The following is a 16,003-nucleotide window of genomic DNA, read 5'->3' on the forward strand; positions in this document are numbered from 1 at the left end:
GCAGGATGCGCGGCCAGATGTGGAGGGAGATGGATCATGACCTTGCACGGCGATGCATTGAAGAACGCGATCGGCCAGACGCGAGCAAAGTGGGGATGGTTTGTCGGTCTGGGCGTGTTGCTGCTGATCCTCGGCGGCATTGCCTTCGGCAATCTGTTCATCGCCACGGTGGCTTCCGTCTATGTCGTCGGCTGGCTGATGCTGGTGGCCGGCATCATCGAGATTATGCATGCTTTCGGCGTCAAGACCTGGAGCCGCTTCTTCTACTGGCTGCTCAGCGGATTGCTTTATGCGGTCGCCGGATTTTTCGCTTTCGACAATCCGCTGCTGGCCTCGGCGGCGCTGACCTTCCTGCTGGCCGTTGCGCTCGTCGCCTCCGGCGCGCTGCGGGCCTGGGTCGGCTACAGTCACCGTCCGGAACGCGGCTGGGGCTGGATCGTCGCGGCGGGCGTCATCAGCGTGATTGCTGGCCTGATCATCGCCATGGGTTGGCCGGTCAACAGCCTGTGGGTGCTCGGGATGTTCCTGGCGATCGACCTGATCTTCCAGGGCTGGACCTTTATCGCCGTCGGCCTGGCACTGAAAAAGTAGCTCAAAACGCGACGGCAGCGTCTAGGTCGGAGAGCGGCTGGACGCCGGCAAGCAGCGCCCGCGCCTCTTCTTCGTCGCGCTTCATCTGCATGACCAGCGCATCGAGCCCGTCGAATTTGATCTCGCTGCGCAGGAAGCCGAAGAACGAGACCTCGCAGGTCTCGCCATAGAGATCGCCGGAAAAATCGAAGACGAAGGTTTCCAGCAACGGTGCGCCATTGTCGTCGACGGTCGGGCGGCGGCCGAAGGAGGCGACGCCATCATGCAGCGTGCCGTCGGCGCGCCGAAAGCGAACGGCATAGATGCCCTCCTTGAGGGTGGCTTCCGCGGGAAGCCTCATATTCGCTGTGGGAAAGCCGAGCGTTCGTCCAAGCTGCTGGCCGCCGACGACCTCGCTTTCCACCGTGAAGCGATAGCCGAGCAGACCGGCGGCCTCGGCCACCTCGCCATCGCAGAGCAGAGCCCGGATCCGGCTTGACGAAACCACCTCGGCGCCCTCGTCGCGAAAAGCGTCGACAAGCGTGACGCCGAAGCCATGGCGTTCGCCGGCAGCCATCAGATAGGCCGGCCCGCCCTGGCGGTCCTTGCCGAAATGGAAATCGAAACCGGTTATGGCGTGGGTAATGCCGAGTGTCCTCTCCAGCACATCGGTGACGAAAGCTTCCGCCGACAGCGAGGCGAAGTCGCGCGTAAACGGCTGCTCGACGAGCGCGGCAAAGCCCAGCAAAGACAAGAGCCGCGCCTTCATCTGCGGCGGCGTCAGCACGAACAACGGCATGTCGGGCCTGAAGACCTTTCGCGGGTGCGGTTCGAAGCTCAGCACCAGGGCCGGCACGTCACGCCGCACAGCCTCGGCCAACGCCCGTTCGAGCACCGCCTGATGACCACGGTGGACGCCATCGAAATTGCCGATCGCGACAACACCGCCACGCAGATCAGCGGGCAGCGGCGCGGTTGCCGAGAGATGCTGGAAGGCTGCCATTGACACCTACTGCAGTCTGACCATGACGGCCACCGGACGATAGCCGTGCCGTTCCAGGAAGAGCCCGAGCCTTGCCGGATCCGGCCGCAACGGGTCGCCATAGTCGCGGGCATGAATGCCGCCAGAGACATAGAGAACGTCGAAACCATTGTCGGCCGCGCCCTTCACATCGGTCATGACGCCATCGCCGATGGCCAACACCTGAGAACGCTCTACCGGCCGACCAAGGACCTCCGCCACCTCCTTCATCGCGACATCATAGACAGGCGCGTAGGGCTTTCCGGCGATCAGCGTGCGGCCGCCGAGCTGGGCATAGTCGCGCGCCAGGGCGCCGGCGCACCAGATGGTGCGTTCGCCGCGCTCCACCATGATATCGGGATTGGCGCAGATGAACGGCAGGTTCCTGGCCCGCAATCGGCGCAAAAGGTCCGCATAATCCTCAGGCTTCTCGACCTCGTCGTTGAAAAACCCGGTGCAGACGACGCCGGTGGCCTCGAATTCCTCGACAAGTTCGACATCGAGACCGTCATAGAGGGTCAGATCGCGCTCTGCGCCAATGTGGAAGACCTTTCGCGGGCCTTCCGCGATCAGGTCACGGGTCACGTCACCCGAGGTCACCACACGGTCGTAGGTTGACGGAGGAACGCCGATTGCGCTCATTTGAGCGACGACATCGGCGCTGCGGCGGGGCGAATTGGTGATGAGGACAACGGGAATACCGGCTGCCCTTGCCTTGGCCAGCGCCGCCGCGGCCGCCGGAAAATGCCATTCGCCATTGTGCACCACGCCCCAGACATCGCAAAGAATTGCCGAATAGGTCTTCGAGACGTCTTCGAGCGAGCCGACGATTTCAGGCGAATCCGCCATGCCGTGTCCTTCACTTTGGGCGTTGCGAGTGCTGCGGCCGACGGTTCGCCGCAGCCGGTTCGAATTATCCGAACCAGTCCATGCTGTCACCAGCTTTCGCCAAAAGCCGTGACTGGGCAGTGTTTGGTTAACGCGCGTGAAGTGGCGGCTCCATCCAAGACGGCGGAAAAAACACAGATGGATGCGCTGAAGGCCTGCTCTTCGGATTCCCGCTTCAGCAAGGATCCAACCGATCCCAGCAAACCGCTGAAACTGTTCTGGAATTCAACCGGAGCAACGCTGTCCGACGATTTCAAGGCGATCGGCAACGAACTGTCCAACCTGCGCATCGTCAGCTGATCCACCGATCTCGCATATGAACGCCCTGCCCCGGCAGGGCGTTTTGTTTTGAACCGCATCGCGGCCGCTGCCTTGCATTGGTTAGCGGTTGGTGAAGCGCCCACCAAGCAATAGAGCGGTTTCCCAAACCCGTCCTTCAGCGTTTTGTGGAAAGTTGGCGCCAATCGAGAATCCGCCGGCGGGGGCCGCTGCAAGACATGCATGAACTTTGGCGCCAGTTCCGCCGCGACAGACGTGGCAACTATGCTCTTATGACTGTTGTGGCGATGGTGCCGCTGATGGGCGGCCTGGCGATTGCCGTCGACTTCACGGAAATGAACCGTGAAAAGCAGATGGTGACGAATGCGCTCGACGCTGCCAACTTCGCCACGGCGCGCCGGCTGACGGAAGGCGCGACCGACGACCAGCTGAGAGCCTATGCGCTCGACTTCTTCAACGCCAACCTGAACGATGTCGATCCCGCCAGCGCGACGCTCAACGTCACCTTGCCCAGCAACACCAGCGGCGGCGGCCTGCTGACGATGACGGCGCAGCTTGCCTACAAGCCCTATTTCTATCCTGCCTTCGCCCAACTCGTCGGCAAATCCGCAACCGATGCGAACCAAAGGATCAACTTCAACGTCACCTCCCAGGTGCGGCTGAAGAACACGCTGGAAGTTGCCCTGGTGCTCGACAATTCCGGATCGATGACCACGCTGGGCACAGGCTCGGGGCAAAAGCGCATCGATCTTCTCAAGACTGCGTCCAAGCAACTGGTCGACACGCTGGCCGCGCAGGCGGTCATGGTCAAGCAGGTCGACAAGCCGGTGCAATTCGGCCTGGTGCCCTTTGCCGCTTCGGTCAATGTCGGCTCCGGCAATGGCAACGCGTCGTGGATGGACACAGAGGGCCTGTCGCCGGTGTCGAACGAGAATTTCGACTGGTCGACGCTCAACGCGGCCAACAAATACGCCCAGCAAACCAACGGCATCTGGTATAAGCGCGGCACCGGCTGGGGCAGCGAGGAAGGCCAGACGCTGACCCGGTTTTCGCTCTACCGCGACATGAAGGTGGTCACCAACCATGAGCGTGTCATCAACAGCAAGCGCGTGGTTTGCGACGAGTACAATTCGAACAACACCTGCAAACGCAGCCACGACGAATATGACTACATCGATTCCTACGGTCCGTTCGCCAGCTGGCAGGGCTGTGTGGAGGCCCGGCCCTACCCCTACAATGTCAACGACACCCCGCCATCCGGCGGCTCGGCCAACACCGGCATAGGCGTCGGCGATCCGGCAACGATGTTCGTGCCGATGTTCGCCCCGGATGAACCTGGCAATCACTGGAAGCTCACCCAGGATCCCGACGAAGCCGCCCCGGTGACCTATGGCGCGGTGAACAGCTGGTGGAATGACGATCCTTCGAGCAGCAGCGGCCAATCACGGCTGCGCAACATGGCCAAATATTTCCAGCCGCGGCCGATCGATGCGCCGGCGCTGCCCGCCGGCAACGGCCCGAACTACAGCTGCACCACCGGTGCAATCACACCGCTGACCGATGTCAGCGTCGCCGATGGGGCCACCGCAATCAAAGCCGCGATCGACCTGATGCAGCCGAATGGCGGCACCAATGTTCCCGAGGGCATGGCGTGGGGCTGGCGGGTGGTTTCCAGCGGCGAACCGTTCACGCAAGGGCGCCTGGAAACGGAAAAAGGCAACGACAAGGTGGTGATCGTGCTGACCGACGGCGCCAACACCTACTATACGCCGTCCTCGCTGGGCTACTTAGATCCCGCCAACTCGAAATCGACCTATGCGTCCTACGGCTATCTCAACCCCGGCTATAACGGCACCTCGGTCGGCCGCATGTTCATGGGCACATCGAGCGCCATCGGTCAGTTCGACTACTCGAACGGCAACTATACGAACGCACTCAACGAGCAAATGGCAACGCTTTGCAACAACGCCAAGGCAGCCAACATCATGGTGATGACGGTGGCGCTCGACCTGTCGACGACCAAGGCCAGCGACAAGCTGGCGATCGATGCGCTGAAATCCTGCTCGTCGGACTCGCGCTTCCGCAAGGATCCCACGGACCCGACCAAGCCGGTCAAACTGTTCTGGAATGCGACCGGCGCCAGCCTGTCGAACGATTTCAAGGAAATCGGCAACGAACTGTCGAACCTGCGGGTGGTCGGCTAAAGCACGTCGCTTCAATACGGTCTCATGCGACGTGCTTTAGGTCCTTGTTTTTATGCATGTCGTTCTCCTAAAACCGAGGTCACTTTTGGGCGACATGCATTAACGGCTCCTCTGGCGCAACGCCTGGCGCCGCCAAGCCCTTGCGGCTACCTGCCGTGACAGGCACATATTGGCCGCCCGCAGGATCGCACATCATCGCGGCACGCTTGGCGACAAAGCTTGGGGGACGAACAATGCCCGATACCGCCAACCATCTCGCCTTCGCGCTGGTCTGCCTCGGCATGGTGCTGACGCCTGGCCCGAACATGATATACCTGATCTCGCGCTCGCTGTCGCAAGGGCCGAGGGCCGGACTGATCTCGCTTGGCGGGGTTGCGGTCGGCTTCCTGTTCTATGTGGTTTCGGCGGCGTTCGGCATCACCGCGCTGCTGCTTGCCGTGCCCTATGCCTATGACGCGCTGCGCTTTGCCGGCGTGCTCTATCTCTTGTGGCTTGCCTGGCAAGCGGTGAAGCCGGGCGGGCGTTCGCCGTTCCAGGTTCGCGACCTGCCGAAAGACGGGCCGCGCAAGCTGTTCGCCATGGGTCTGATGACCAATCTGCTCAATCCCAAGGTGGCGGTGCTCTATCTGTCGCTGCTGCCGCAATTCATCAGCATCGGCAAAGGCCATGTCCTGTCGCAGCTGCTGGTTCTGGGCGCGACGCAGATCACGATCAGCCTGACCGTCAATGCCATCATCGCCGTGACAGCCGGTTCGATCGCCACATTCCTTGCCGGACGGCCATTGTGGCTGGTCATTCAGCGCTGGATGATGGGAGGCGTGCTGACGGCGCTGGCGCTGAAGATGGCGACCGACGCACAGCGCTGATATCCAAGCGCCGAGCTTCGTTCTTAGCCGCTGAAGGCTTTTTTCAAGAAAGCACGGACATCGCTTACGGATTGATCGGCCGCAGCCGGATTGTACTCCATCCTGTGACCATAGGCCTCGGTGCCGGTCTTCAATCCCGGAGAGGCGAATGCATGACGGGCACCCTTGAAGACCTCTAGTTGAACGGCGCTGCCCTTGCCGCTGCGCTCAGCCATCATCTCCTGGCATTTTTTGGCAGGGGTCCAATCGTCGAGCTCGCCGATCAGGATCAAGGTCGGCACCGACATGTCGCCATTCGCCGCCGAACAATTCGGATAGTAGGCAATCGCCGCCTTGAACTTGCGCTCCATGAGCCGCTCGGCGCCCCCAGCTTGCACGGCCTCGAGCGTTGTGGTCCCACCAGCAGAGGACCCCGACAAGACTATGCGTTGCGGGTCGACAAAACTCAATTTCGACAGGAACTCCAGAGCGCCATAGGCGTCATAGACGCGATCAGCAAGCAAGCCGCGATGATCGCACGTCTCGTGGATGCCTCGCGTGCTGAAGCTGTCGACAAAGAGGACGACGTAACCCCAGGAAGACAACCGCTCGGACCAGGTTTTCCTTACGCTTGGAAATAGACCCGTACACCCGTGGAGAACAACGATAGCCGGGAACGGCCCGTCACCCGGCGGTCGTGTCAGATACCCGATCAATGGCGTGCCGGGTACAGCTTTGAGCACTTGCCCGTTTTGTTGTGCAATGCGTTGTTGAAATGGCGTCGGCGCTATCGCCGCACTTTCAAATTGCACCGGCTGGTTGGCATCGGCGAGCGCCGCATTGAGGTGCCCTACAATGCCAAAACAGGTCAGCCAAACAATTTTTTTCAAGCACGCCAGCATCTTGCACGCCATCGTTAGGTCCAGCCATTTGGCCGCAGCGCCCAACACATCCGCAGCTTTGGTGGGCGCAGACTTGCTCGTCTGCTGCGTTGCCGGAACGATATGGCTCCCTACATCGGCCGGCGGATCGGCCGGATCTGCGCCGGCTCGATCACCTTGCGGTAGAGGTGCCAGGTGGCATGACCCAGGATCGGCATGACGATGGCCAGCCCGGCAAACAGCGGGATCGAGCCGATCACCAGCAGCACGGCGACCAATAGCCCCCACAGCGCCATCTGCAGCGGGTTTGCCATCACCGCGCGGGCCGAGGTCTCGATTGCCGAGACAGCGCCGACATCACGGTCAAGCATCAGCGGAAAGGCGATCACTGTTGTCGCCAGCACCACCACGGCAAAGACGAAACCGGCCGCATTGCCAAGCACAATCAAGGTCCAGCCCTTGCCGGTCGTCAGCACGTCGCGGACAAAGGCGCCGATCGAAGCCGGCGGCTGGTCGCCGAACAGGCTGGTGTAGATCGATTGGGCGGTGAACAGCCACAGCAGGAACAGCGCAAACAGCATGATGCCGATGACCGCGATCGACGGCAGCGCCGGGGAACGGCGCACATCCAGTGCATGGCGCCAGTTCGTGTTCATGCCGAGCTCGCGCCGGCGGCTGATCTCGTAGAGACCGATCGCCGCAAAAGGCCCGACCAAAGCGAAGCCCGACATCAAGGGATAGACAAGCTGGATGGCATTGGAGCCCGAGGTCCACTGCGTCAGGATCAGCCCGACGACCGGGTAGATCAGGCACAGGAACACGTAGTGGGACGGTTTTGCCCAGAAATCCTCGGCGCCGAGCTTGAGCGCGTCCCAGAGATCCGACGTGGTGAGATGGCGGACCGTTGGCTGCACGTGCATCCCGTGTGCGTCCGCCATGACATGAAAGCTGGCCATAACCTTCCTCCCGTGAGTCGGGGCGGTCACCGCCTGGAGGCCGCCCGTAGCTGCCACTGTAAGAACGAGAGTGACGATAACAAATCTGGTGGCGATTGTCGCCGCGTCAATGGTTTGAATCAGCCGTTGTCGTGTTCATCTCTGACTATCGCCTCTCATTAGGTGTGCTGGGAGACCTTCGTTGGCGAACCGTCGAGTTTCATTTTAGAATCTATGCATTTTAGCTATTGCTTAAATAGCTCATAGAGACCCCAGGCGTATCACCTGAGCATTACAAACCTTGGCGAGGGGCGATGTTCAGATTGCAGGGCTTCTGGCCTTCGGAGCGCGGCAATTTTGCCATGGCGACGGCCATAGCGATGCTGCCGATAATGGTTGTCGTGGCCGGCACGATCGATCTGACGGGCACGAGCGACGACGCCGCGCAATTGCAGAACTCGCTGGACGCGGCTGGGCTTGCCGTCGGCACAAAGTACCTCCCCAGCATGACCGCGGGTGATGTCCAGGGGCTTGGGCTGACATTCTTTACGGCCAATATGAGCGTCGCCGACCAGCAGGAATATTCAGACAGCGTCTCCGCTTTTTCGGCGACCGCCAGCGGCGACCCGAGCGCCTATTACATCTCGCTTTCGTCAAGCATCAACCATCCGAGCTTCATCAATGGCGCGGCCCCCTGGCCAGCTCACCGCTCGGCCACGGTCAAGATGAACCCTGGTGCGCAGGCCTGCGTGCTGGCGCTCGATCCACATGCGTCGGCCGCCGTGAGCCTGCAGGGCTCGACCGATGTCTCTATGAGCAACTGCGTGATCGCGGCAAATTCGGATGCGTCCGATGCCGTCAGCAGAGGCGGTTCCGCGCAGGTTTCGGCGGGCTGCGTCTCAACTGTCGGCGGCACTTCCGGGCTTTTGCCGCCCAGCGCCAATCTCAGCTGCGGAGCCCCGCTCGAACATCAATATGCGTCCTTCGATCCTCTGGCGGATGTTGTCCCTCCCGCCTACACATTGTGCCTGCCGGTTCCGAAGGGCAAAACCTACACGCTGTCGCCCGGAACCTATTGCGACAAGACCTTGTCGGGAAACATCACGCTCACCCCTGGCGTCTACATCTTGCGCGGCGCCACCCTAAAACCGGGCGGCAACGGCAGCCTGACCGGCGAGGGCGTGACCATATTCCTGATGGAGGGCTCGCAGATCTATATAAATGCCAATGAGCAGGTGAACCTTTCCCCGCCCACCAGCGGTCCCTACGCCGGCATCACCATTTTCGAGAACCACGGCAACACATCGGCCTTGACGCTGAATGGCGGTGCAAATTCCGTGATCAGCGGGTTTGTCTATGCACCTGACGCGGCCATTTCCTTTGCCGGCAACTCGGATATGAGCGGTCAGGGCGACTGTCTAAGGCTTGTCGGCCTGACCGTGCAGATGACCGGAAATTCATCCATCAAAACCGACTGCACGGCCGTGTTTGGAAATCGCGAGATGTATGCCGGCCGCTTCATCACGCTTGTGAACTAAGCGGTTAATCCCCATTTCGATCTCAGATTTTCACCGCCCTGCCCGGCAAAAGCCATGATCTCGACTATGTCAGACAGGCATGACAGCTGAAAAACTCGACATGCAACCAGCCGGGCTGAACAGACGCACGATGCTCAAGGCCGCCGGCCTCTGCGCCATTGCCGTGCTTTCCGCCTGCAGCACCGTCTCTGTACCGACGGGCGAAGGTGCGGGCGCCTCGTCCTCCGCGACTGCTACTCTGGCGGGCTTGCGCGCGACGGCCGGGCTCGGCCCGCTGACGCCGGACACCCAGCTCGAGCAGGCGGCGCTGCAGCAGGCCGGTTACATGGCATCGCGGGAGCGCATGAGCCACACGACAGGCTGGGGCAAGGACTTCGCCTCGCGCATGAAGGATAATGGCGTGCGGGGGGCCGCAGCCGAGAACATCGCCGAAGGCCGCTTCGACCAGCAGAAACTGTTCGACATCTGGATGCATTCGCAGGGCCACCGGCGCAACATACTCGATCCGGATTTCAGCCGCTTCGGGCTCGCCTATGTCCGCGACGGGCGTGACCCCAAGCTGCGCTATTGGTCACTGGTTCTCGGCAAATAAAGCTTCCCGGCCCCGTCTGCTCGTCGCCTTGATTCCTTCACGTCTTGCCACGGAGACTCAAGCGACAGTGCCTGCCTAGTCCATATGCGCCGCAGGTGCCGCACCGCCGGCTGGCGCCCGCGCAGGCTTGCGCAGCAGGAAGACGAACGGGATGGCAACCAGCGTCATCACCATCAGCATTTTGAAGTCGTTGACATAGGAGATCATCATCGCCTGGAGATTGACCATGCGATCGACCTCCGTCAGCGCCATCGGATCGCCGCCCGCCGCCGCTGGCGAGACCGCCCAGAGATTGGGATTGAACGGGTTGATGAAGGCTGAAAGCTCGGCGTGGTTGATCTGCGTGTTGCGCACCAAGAGCACCGTCACGACCGAGACGCCGATCGATGAGCCAAGATTGCGCACCAGGCTGAACAACGAGGTTGCGTCGGTGCGGAAGCGCGCGTCAAGCGTGGCGAAGGCGACCGTCGACAGCGGCACGAACACCATTCCCATGCCCAGGCCCTGGATCACACCGGAGCTGAGGATCAGCCAGTTGTCCATCTGCGGCGTGAAGCTCGCCATGGTGTAGAGCGACTGCGCGGTCAGCAGAAAGCCGACGACGACGAGAATTCTGGCGTCGATCCTATTCATGAGCCGCCCGACGACGAGCATCGAAATCATCGTGCCGAGACCGCGTGGACCTATGACGATACCGATGGTGACAGTCGGATAGCCGAAAATGGTCGACAGCATTGGTGGCAGCAGCGACATCGAGGCCAGGATGAGCACGCCCATGACGAAGATGAACGCCAGGCCGGTCACGAAATTCCGGTCGAGGAAGATCTTCGGATCGATGAATGGATGGTCTGCCGTCACTGTATGGATGACGAACACCCAGAAGCCAGTGAGGGCCAAGCCGAGTTCGATCCATATCTCGACCGAGGAAAACCAATCGACCTCGCCGCCGCGATCGAGCATCAGCTGCAGCGCGCCGACGCCGAGCGATATCATGGCAAAGCCGAAGAAATCGAAGCTGCGCACGCGCCGGGCAACGGCCGGTAGATAGGCGGCCATGCCAAGGAAGGCGACGATGCCGACCGGCAGATTGATGAAAAACACCCAGCGCCAGTTGAAATTGTCGGTCAGCCAGCCGCCCAGCGTCGGGCCCAGGATCGGTCCCAGCATGATGCCGGCGCCCCAGATGGCCATGGCTTGGCCGTGACGCTCCTTGGGGTTGATGTCGAGCAGGAAGGTCTGCGACAGCGGCACGATGGCGGCGCCGAACACGCCTTGCATCAGCCGGAACAGCACAATGGTTTCAAGGCTCCATGCCAAGCCACACAGCATGGAGAAGACGGTGAAGCCGACCACGGTCGTCAGGAACAATTCCTTGCGGCCGAAGCGGTCGGCGAGCCAGCCGGTTACCGGCGTCATGATGGCAGCGGCGACGATGTAGGAGGTCAGCACCCAGTTGATATTGTCGGGAGAGGCCCCGAGATCGCCTGTCATGGTCGGCAGCGCGACGTTGGCGATGGTGGTGTCGAGCGCCTGCATGACGGTCGCCAGCATCAGCGCAACCGTGATCAGGCCACGATGCGGCACTTCCTTGAAAGGTTCGGGCGTGCTCATGATGCGGAACTTCCAGCCGGTAACAAAAGCGTGTACACAGGGTTTCCGGGCGGCAAAGCCTTCCGTTGAGAGACCTTCATCGCGGTGGGACGCGAGTATCGATGTGGGGGTTACATCGACTGAAAGTCTCTGATGAGCGGATGCCTGCCGCCCGGAAACATGAGGACCGAGGGGTCCGTGTCGAAGATTTCAGATTTTAGCCAGGCCGCAGTGCGGCTCGAACCAAGCGCTGATCCTTGCCACTCCTCCCATCAGACCAATCCTGCTATCCGCTTCCACCCGCTGGTCTGTGCGGGCTTCCACTGACTTTTATTGCGCGGCCTCGCCAGCCGTGGCGTGACCGAATATGGCGGGAAAACCACGGGCAATGCCGGTATCTACGGTGACGCTGGCGCTCATGCCGGTCCGCAGCGCCATCCGGGCGTCGGGATCGGTCAGTTCCAGGCGCACCGGGATGCGCTGCGTGACCTTGACCCAGTTGCCGGTGGCGTTCTGGGCGGGCAGCAGCGAAAATTCCGCGCCCGTTCCCGCACCGATCGCCTTGACCGTCGCCTCGAAAGTCTTGCCTGGATAGGTATCGACGACGATCTCGGCCTTCTGGCCCGGCTTCATGTTGGTGAGCTGGGTTTCCTTGAAATTGGCATCGATCCAGGTGTCGTTGGTCTCGACCAGCGAAAACAACGGCGTGCCGGAGCCGACGAACTGGCCGACCTTGAAAGAGGAGGCCTGGGAGATGACGCCGTCGGCGGGCGCCTTCACCGTGGTCTGCGCCAGGTCGTAGGCGGCCTTGTCGCGCGCGGCGAGTGCGGCCATCACCGTCGGGTGCTTGTCGGTTTCGATGTCGGGGTTGCCGCCGAGCGCGGCCTTGGCGCTGATGATGCCTTGCTGGGCCACGGTGACCTGCTGCTTTGCCTTGTCGAGGTCGTTGCGGGCCTCATCCAGCGACGATTTGGCGTTGATGCCTTTCTGGGCGAGATCGGCGGCACGATCATATTGCGACTGGGCGTAGTCGACCTCGCTGCTGGCGGACTTTTCCTGCGCCGTCGACTGGCTATAGGCGGCGCGCAGCTGCTCGACATTGAGGCGCGCGCCGGCAACCGCGGCATCGGCCTGGGCAAGCGCGATCCGGTAAGGCTCGGGGTCGATGGTGAACAGAAGGTCGCCCTGCTTGACCATCTGATGGTCCGATATGGCAACCTGGACGATACGGCCGGCGGTATCCGAGGCGATCGAGACCTTGGCCTGCTGCAGATTGGCGTTCTCCGTCTCCTGATAGCGGCCGCCGGTCACCCAGACATAGCCGCCACCGATAATCAGCACCGCCGGCAAGGCAAACATCAAAAAGAAGCGGCCTATGCGGCGCTTCTTCTTCGGCTCCGGGACCGGCTGGACGGGAGGAGCGACCGCGACAGGAGCGGCAACCGGCTGGGCCGGCGCTTCCATCTCCACCTTGGCGGCGTTTTCGTCTACCTTGGCTACCGCGTTCATGCTGCTGCGCCTTTCGTAGGCTGGACTTTGTCCGAGGACGAGGTATCGCCGTCGGCGAGATTCTGCGCCATCGCATCGAGCGCCCTGATCAGGACGCGACGGTCCTCCGGCGAAACGCCGACGAGCGATTCCTCATAGACTTCGCCGGCGAGGCTCTTGACCTCGGCATAGGCAGCGCTCGCCTTGGCGGTCGGGAAAATCATGCGCACACGACGGTCGGCGGCGTCGGCGCGGCGCTCGATCCAGCCGCCCTCCTCCATCCGGTCGACAAGCCGCGAAACGCTGATCGGCTCGATTTCGAGCAATTCGGCGAGCCGCGCCTGGGTGACGCCCTCCTCCTTGGCGACACGCACCATGAGGCGCCATTGCGCGGAGGACAGGCCAAGCCCGCTGGCGCGCGTCTCGAAACGCTTGCGCATCAAGCGCTGCACGTCGTGGATCAAAAATCCCAGTCTGTCGATGCCATCTGAAACCATGAGCGGTATATATAATAAGCGTGCTTACTATTCAAGCCGCTGCGTTGTTCGAGAGCCGGCAAATGTGCATGCCGTTGTGATTGGTGAAAGCTTCGGGGACGATGCTGGCAACTGGTGGGCGCTCCAAGACCCGCCACATCAAGATGCGAGCCCTGAGAGGTGCCCATTTGGGCGCAGCGGCCGCTGGTCGCTTGTGACATATTCATGTACAGCCGCAGGAAGGATCGGGGGATCGACGCCATGCCGACGCTTTATGCGCTCAAGCCGGCTTTCCAGGGAAGATTGCGGCCGCTGGTCAACCGGCTGGCGGCAATCGGTATCACCGCCAACAGCATCACCATGCTGGCGGCCCTGATGTCGATCGCGGCCGGGGCGACCATCGCGATCTGGCATGAATGGCGCTGGCCGCTGCTGCTCATTCCCGTGGTGCTGTTCGTGCGTATGGCGCTCAATGCCGTGGATGGCATGCTGGCGCGAGAACACGGGCAGGCTTCGACGCTCGGCATGTATCTGAACGAGATTTGCGATGTCGTTTCGGACCTGGCGCTGATCCTGCCTTTCGCAGCCTTTGCGCTGTTCAGCGAATGGGGTGTCATTGCCTTCGCCATCACCGCGGTGCTGACCGAGTTCACCGGCGTGCTCGGCATCGCCGCCGGCATCGGGCGCAATTATGCCGGGCCGTTCGGCAAGAGCGACAGGGCGCTGGCGCTGGGCGTTGTGGCGGTCCTGTGCGCCGCCGGGCTGTGGCCGACGTCCATCGCGCCGCTTGTGTTTCCGGCCATGGCAACGCTTTCGCTGCTGACCGCCATAAACCGGATACGCGCCGGCCTTATTGGCAGCGCCAGCTGAGCACCGAGGCTCGCCATGCCGCCTGAGGGGAAAACAATGATGCACGAAACAATCGCCGCAGCGGCGGCCGAAAGCCTTGGCCGGCAAGCGCAAGAGCGTGTCTTCCACAGCCATGACGGGACCGAGATCTTCTACCGGTTCTGGCCGGCGGCTTCCGCAGGTGCCAAGGGCGCGGTGGTGCTCTTCCATCGCGGCCATGAACATGGCGGCCGCATGGCTCATCTCGTCGACGAATTGCAGATGCCGGATCACGCCTTCTATGCCTGGGATGCCCGCGGCAACGGCCGTTCGTCCGGCGAACGCGGCTATGCTCCGTCCTTCTCGGCGCTGGTGCGCGACATCGACTGCTTCATGCGCGAGATCGCCGCCAGGGATGGCTTCGCCACACAGGATGTCGCGCTGATCGCGCAGTCCTTCGGCGCCGTGCTTGCCGCCGCCTGGGTGCACGACTACGCGCCGAAGCTGCGTGCCATGGTGCTGGCCTCGCCGGCCTTTTCGGTCAAGCTCTACGTGCCCTTCGCCAAGGAGGGCATCGCGCTCTGGCAAAAGGTCAAGGGCCGCTTCTTCGTCAACTCCTACGTCAAGGCGAAATTCCTGACCCATGATCCCGTGCGCATCGCCTCTTTCGAGAGCGACCCGCTGATCACGCGGCCGATCGCCTCCAACATCCTGGTCGAGCTCTACCAGCACGCCGCCCGTATCGTCGCAGACGCCCGCGCCATCACCGTGCCGACACAGCTTCTGCTTTCGGGAAGCGACTGGGTGGTGCGCCACGGCCCGCAGCACGAATTCTTCGTCAATCTCGGCAGCCGGACCAAGGAGCGCCATGTGTTGCCGGGTTTCTTCCACGACACGCTGGGCGAGCGCGACCGGGCGCAGGCCCTCGACCTGATCCGGCCCTTCCTGGCCAGGCAGTTCACGGCACCGGACGCACCGGTCGACCTGAAGCAGGCCGATATCGCCGGCTACACGCGCGACGAAGCCGACAGGCTCGCCTCGCCGCTCGACCTGTTGTCGCCCAAGGGCCTCTATTGGGCATTCAGCCGCGCCTCCATCCGCATGGGCGCCTGGGTCTCGTCGGGCATGAAGGCCGGCGTCACCACCGGCTTCGATTCCGGCTCGACGCTGGACTATGTCTATGAGAACGAAGCGCGGGGTCTCACACCTCTTGGCCGCTTCGTCGACCGCATCTTCCTGGAGGCCATCGGCTGGCGCGGCATCCGCCAGCGCAAGCTGCATCTGGAAGAACTGATCGGCTCTTGCCTGGCGACGCTCAAGGCCGCCGGCCGGCCGGCAAACATCCTCGACATCGCCGCCGGCCACGGCCGCTATGTTCTCGATGCGATCGTGAAGAGCCCGGACCAGCCGGCAAGCGTGCGCCTGCAGGATTATTCCGACCTCAATGTCGGGCTCGGCCGCAAGCTGATCGCCGAGCGGCAATTGCCGGCCAGCATCACGTTCCAGCGCGCCGACGCTTTCGATGCCGGCATGCTCGCCGCGATCGATCCGGCGCCGGACCTCGCCATCGTTTCCGGCCTCTACGAACTTTTCTCTGACAATGCGATGATCGCCCGCTCGCTCGGTGGACTGGCCCGCGCCATGCTGCCGGGCAGCCTGCTGCTTTACACCAACCAGCCCTGGCATCCGCAGCTCGAGATGATCGCGCGCAGCCTGACCTCGCATCGCGGCGGCCAGGCCTGGGTCATGCGCCGGCGCACGCAAGGCGAAATGGACCAGCTCGTCGAGGCCGCCGGTTTCGAGAAACTCGACCAGCGCATCGACCAATGGGGCATCTTCACCGTCTCGGTCGCGCGGCGCCTGTAGGA

15 protein-coding genes are annotated in these 16,003 nt (G+C 62.3%); 8 read left to right on the top strand and 7 right to left on the bottom strand.

Translation table 11 applies throughout. The features are described from left to right. Positions 1-36: 36 nt before the first annotated feature. A complete protein-coding gene (locus tag AC1DX4_RS04535) occupies positions 37-591 on the top strand; it encodes an HdeD family acid-resistance protein (protein ID WP_477219198.1) in 555 nt (184 codons plus the stop codon). Position 592: 1 nt separating this feature from the next. Here AC1DX4_RS04535 and AC1DX4_RS04540 read toward each other — a convergent pair whose 3' ends face one another. Beyond that, entirely contained in the window at positions 593-1,573 is a 981-nt protein-coding gene (locus AC1DX4_RS04540) for a bifunctional riboflavin kinase/FAD synthetase (protein ID WP_477219199.1), read from the bottom strand. A 6-nt stretch (positions 1,574-1,579) separates the two neighbouring features. Next, the gene (locus AC1DX4_RS04545) at positions 1,580-2,440 is read right to left on the bottom strand and encodes a TIGR01459 family HAD-type hydrolase (RefSeq protein ID WP_477219200.1); all 861 of its coding nucleotides are present in this window, start codon (positions 2,438-2,440) and stop codon (positions 1,580-1,582) included. Between the two features lie 3 nt (positions 2,441-2,443). On the opposite strand from AC1DX4_RS04545, the gene AC1DX4_RS04550 reads away from it, so the two are divergent. The 3 genes from AC1DX4_RS04550 to AC1DX4_RS04560 all read left to right on the top strand — a co-directional run bounded on the left by AC1DX4_RS04550 (position 2,444) and on the right by AC1DX4_RS04560 (position 5,828). Further along, complete coding sequence (locus AC1DX4_RS04550) at positions 2,444-2,779, top strand: hypothetical protein (RefSeq protein WP_477219800.1); 336 nt, start codon at positions 2,444-2,446, stop codon at positions 2,777-2,779. A 197-nt stretch (positions 2,780-2,976) separates the two neighbouring features. After that, entirely contained in the window at positions 2,977-4,962 is a 1,986-nt protein-coding gene (locus AC1DX4_RS04555; protein ID WP_477219201.1) for a TadE/TadG family type IV pilus assembly protein, read from the top strand. A 233-nt stretch (positions 4,963-5,195) separates the two neighbouring features. Further along, entirely contained in the window at positions 5,196-5,828 is a 633-nt protein-coding gene (locus AC1DX4_RS04560) for a LysE family translocator (protein ID WP_477219202.1), read from the top strand. Between the two features lie 23 nt (positions 5,829-5,851). On the opposite strand, the gene AC1DX4_RS04565 is transcribed toward AC1DX4_RS04560, so the two are convergent. Both AC1DX4_RS04565 and AC1DX4_RS04570 read right to left on the bottom strand, forming a co-directional pair. Continuing rightward, positions 5,852-6,721, bottom strand: a complete 870-nt coding sequence (locus tag AC1DX4_RS04565) for a dienelactone hydrolase family protein (RefSeq protein ID WP_477219203.1) — start codon at positions 6,719-6,721, stop codon at positions 5,852-5,854. A gap of 98 nt (positions 6,722-6,819) precedes the next feature. Further along, positions 6,820-7,644 (bottom strand): DUF2189 domain-containing protein, encoded by an 825-nt coding sequence (locus tag AC1DX4_RS04570; protein ID WP_477219204.1) that lies wholly within the window; start codon positions 7,642-7,644, stop codon positions 6,820-6,822. A gap of 293 nt (positions 7,645-7,937) precedes the next feature. On the opposite strand from AC1DX4_RS04570, the gene AC1DX4_RS04575 reads away from it, so the two are divergent. Continuing rightward, entirely contained in the window at positions 7,938-9,161 is a 1,224-nt protein-coding gene (locus AC1DX4_RS04575; protein ID WP_477219205.1) for a TadE/TadG family type IV pilus assembly protein, read from the top strand. 79 nt (positions 9,162-9,240) lie between these two features. Next, positions 9,241-9,753, top strand: coding sequence for a CAP domain-containing protein (locus AC1DX4_RS04580; protein ID WP_477219206.1), 513 nt, complete (start codon positions 9,241-9,243; stop codon positions 9,751-9,753). Between the two features lie 75 nt (positions 9,754-9,828). Here the strand turns inward: AC1DX4_RS04580 and AC1DX4_RS04585 are convergent, their stop codons facing one another. From AC1DX4_RS04585 to AC1DX4_RS04595, 3 genes are all read right to left on the bottom strand, one after another. After that, entirely contained in the window at positions 9,829-11,364 is a 1,536-nt protein-coding gene (locus AC1DX4_RS04585) for a DHA2 family efflux MFS transporter permease subunit (RefSeq protein WP_477219207.1), read from the bottom strand. A 309-nt stretch (positions 11,365-11,673) separates the two neighbouring features. Next, positions 11,674-12,852 (bottom strand): HlyD family secretion protein, encoded by a 1,179-nt coding sequence (locus AC1DX4_RS04590; protein WP_477219208.1) that lies wholly within the window; start codon positions 12,850-12,852, stop codon positions 11,674-11,676. Continuing rightward, complete coding sequence (locus tag AC1DX4_RS04595) at positions 12,849-13,328, bottom strand: MarR family winged helix-turn-helix transcriptional regulator (RefSeq protein WP_477219209.1); 480 nt, start codon at positions 13,326-13,328, stop codon at positions 12,849-12,851. Before AC1DX4_RS04595 ends, AC1DX4_RS04590 begins: the two co-directional genes overlap by 4 nt. A gap of 204 nt (positions 13,329-13,532) precedes the next feature. Here AC1DX4_RS04595 and AC1DX4_RS04600 point away from each other — a divergent pair, with 204 nt between their 5' ends. Together AC1DX4_RS04600 and AC1DX4_RS04605 are read left to right on the top strand one after the other, a co-directional pair. Further along, the gene (locus AC1DX4_RS04600; RefSeq protein ID WP_477219210.1) at positions 13,533-14,177 is read left to right on the top strand and encodes a CDP-alcohol phosphatidyltransferase family protein; all 645 of its coding nucleotides are present in this window, start codon (positions 13,533-13,535) and stop codon (positions 14,175-14,177) included. A 39-nt stretch (positions 14,178-14,216) separates the two neighbouring features. Continuing rightward, the gene (locus AC1DX4_RS04605) at positions 14,217-16,001 is read left to right on the top strand and encodes a bifunctional alpha/beta hydrolase/class I SAM-dependent methyltransferase (RefSeq protein ID WP_477219771.1); all 1,785 of its coding nucleotides are present in this window, start codon (positions 14,217-14,219) and stop codon (positions 15,999-16,001) included. The last annotated feature ends 2 nt before the right edge of the window (positions 16,002-16,003 follow it).

It is taken from the genome of Mesorhizobium sp. P3_A8, from assembly GCF_056402995.1.

Coding starts and splice junctions, on each gene's coding strand:
- AC1DX4_RS04535 (WP_477219198.1), top strand. CDS start 37: ATGACCTTGCACGGCGATGCATTGAAGAACGCGATCGGCCAGACGCGA.
- AC1DX4_RS04540 (WP_477219199.1), bottom strand. CDS start 1,573: ATGGCAGCCTTCCAGCATCTCTCGGCAACCGCGCCGCTGCCCGCTGAT.
- AC1DX4_RS04545 (WP_477219200.1), bottom strand. CDS start 2,440: ATGGCGGATTCGCCTGAAATCGTCGGCTCGCTCGAAGACGTCTCGAAG.
- AC1DX4_RS04555 (WP_477219201.1), top strand. CDS start 2,977: ATGCATGAACTTTGGCGCCAGTTCCGCCGCGACAGACGTGGCAACTAT.
- AC1DX4_RS04560 (WP_477219202.1), top strand. CDS start 5,196: ATGCCCGATACCGCCAACCATCTCGCCTTCGCGCTGGTCTGCCTCGGC.
- AC1DX4_RS04565 (WP_477219203.1), bottom strand. CDS start 6,721: ATGGCGTGCAAGATGCTGGCGTGCTTGAAAAAAATTGTTTGGCTGACC.
- AC1DX4_RS04570 (WP_477219204.1), bottom strand. CDS start 7,644: ATGGCCAGCTTTCATGTCATGGCGGACGCACACGGGATGCACGTGCAG.
- AC1DX4_RS04575 (WP_477219205.1), top strand. CDS start 7,938: ATGTTCAGATTGCAGGGCTTCTGGCCTTCGGAGCGCGGCAATTTTGCC.
- AC1DX4_RS04580 (WP_477219206.1), top strand. CDS start 9,241: ATGACAGCTGAAAAACTCGACATGCAACCAGCCGGGCTGAACAGACGC.
- AC1DX4_RS04585 (WP_477219207.1), bottom strand. CDS start 11,364: ATGAGCACGCCCGAACCTTTCAAGGAAGTGCCGCATCGTGGCCTGATC.
- AC1DX4_RS04590 (WP_477219208.1), bottom strand. CDS start 12,852: ATGAACGCGGTAGCCAAGGTAGACGAAAACGCCGCCAAGGTGGAGATG.
- AC1DX4_RS04595 (WP_477219209.1), bottom strand. CDS start 13,328: ATGGTTTCAGATGGCATCGACAGACTGGGATTTTTGATCCACGACGTG.
- AC1DX4_RS04600 (WP_477219210.1), top strand. CDS start 13,533: ATGTACAGCCGCAGGAAGGATCGGGGGATCGACGCCATGCCGACGCTT.
- AC1DX4_RS04605 (WP_477219771.1), top strand. CDS start 14,217: ATGCACGAAACAATCGCCGCAGCGGCGGCCGAAAGCCTTGGCCGGCAA.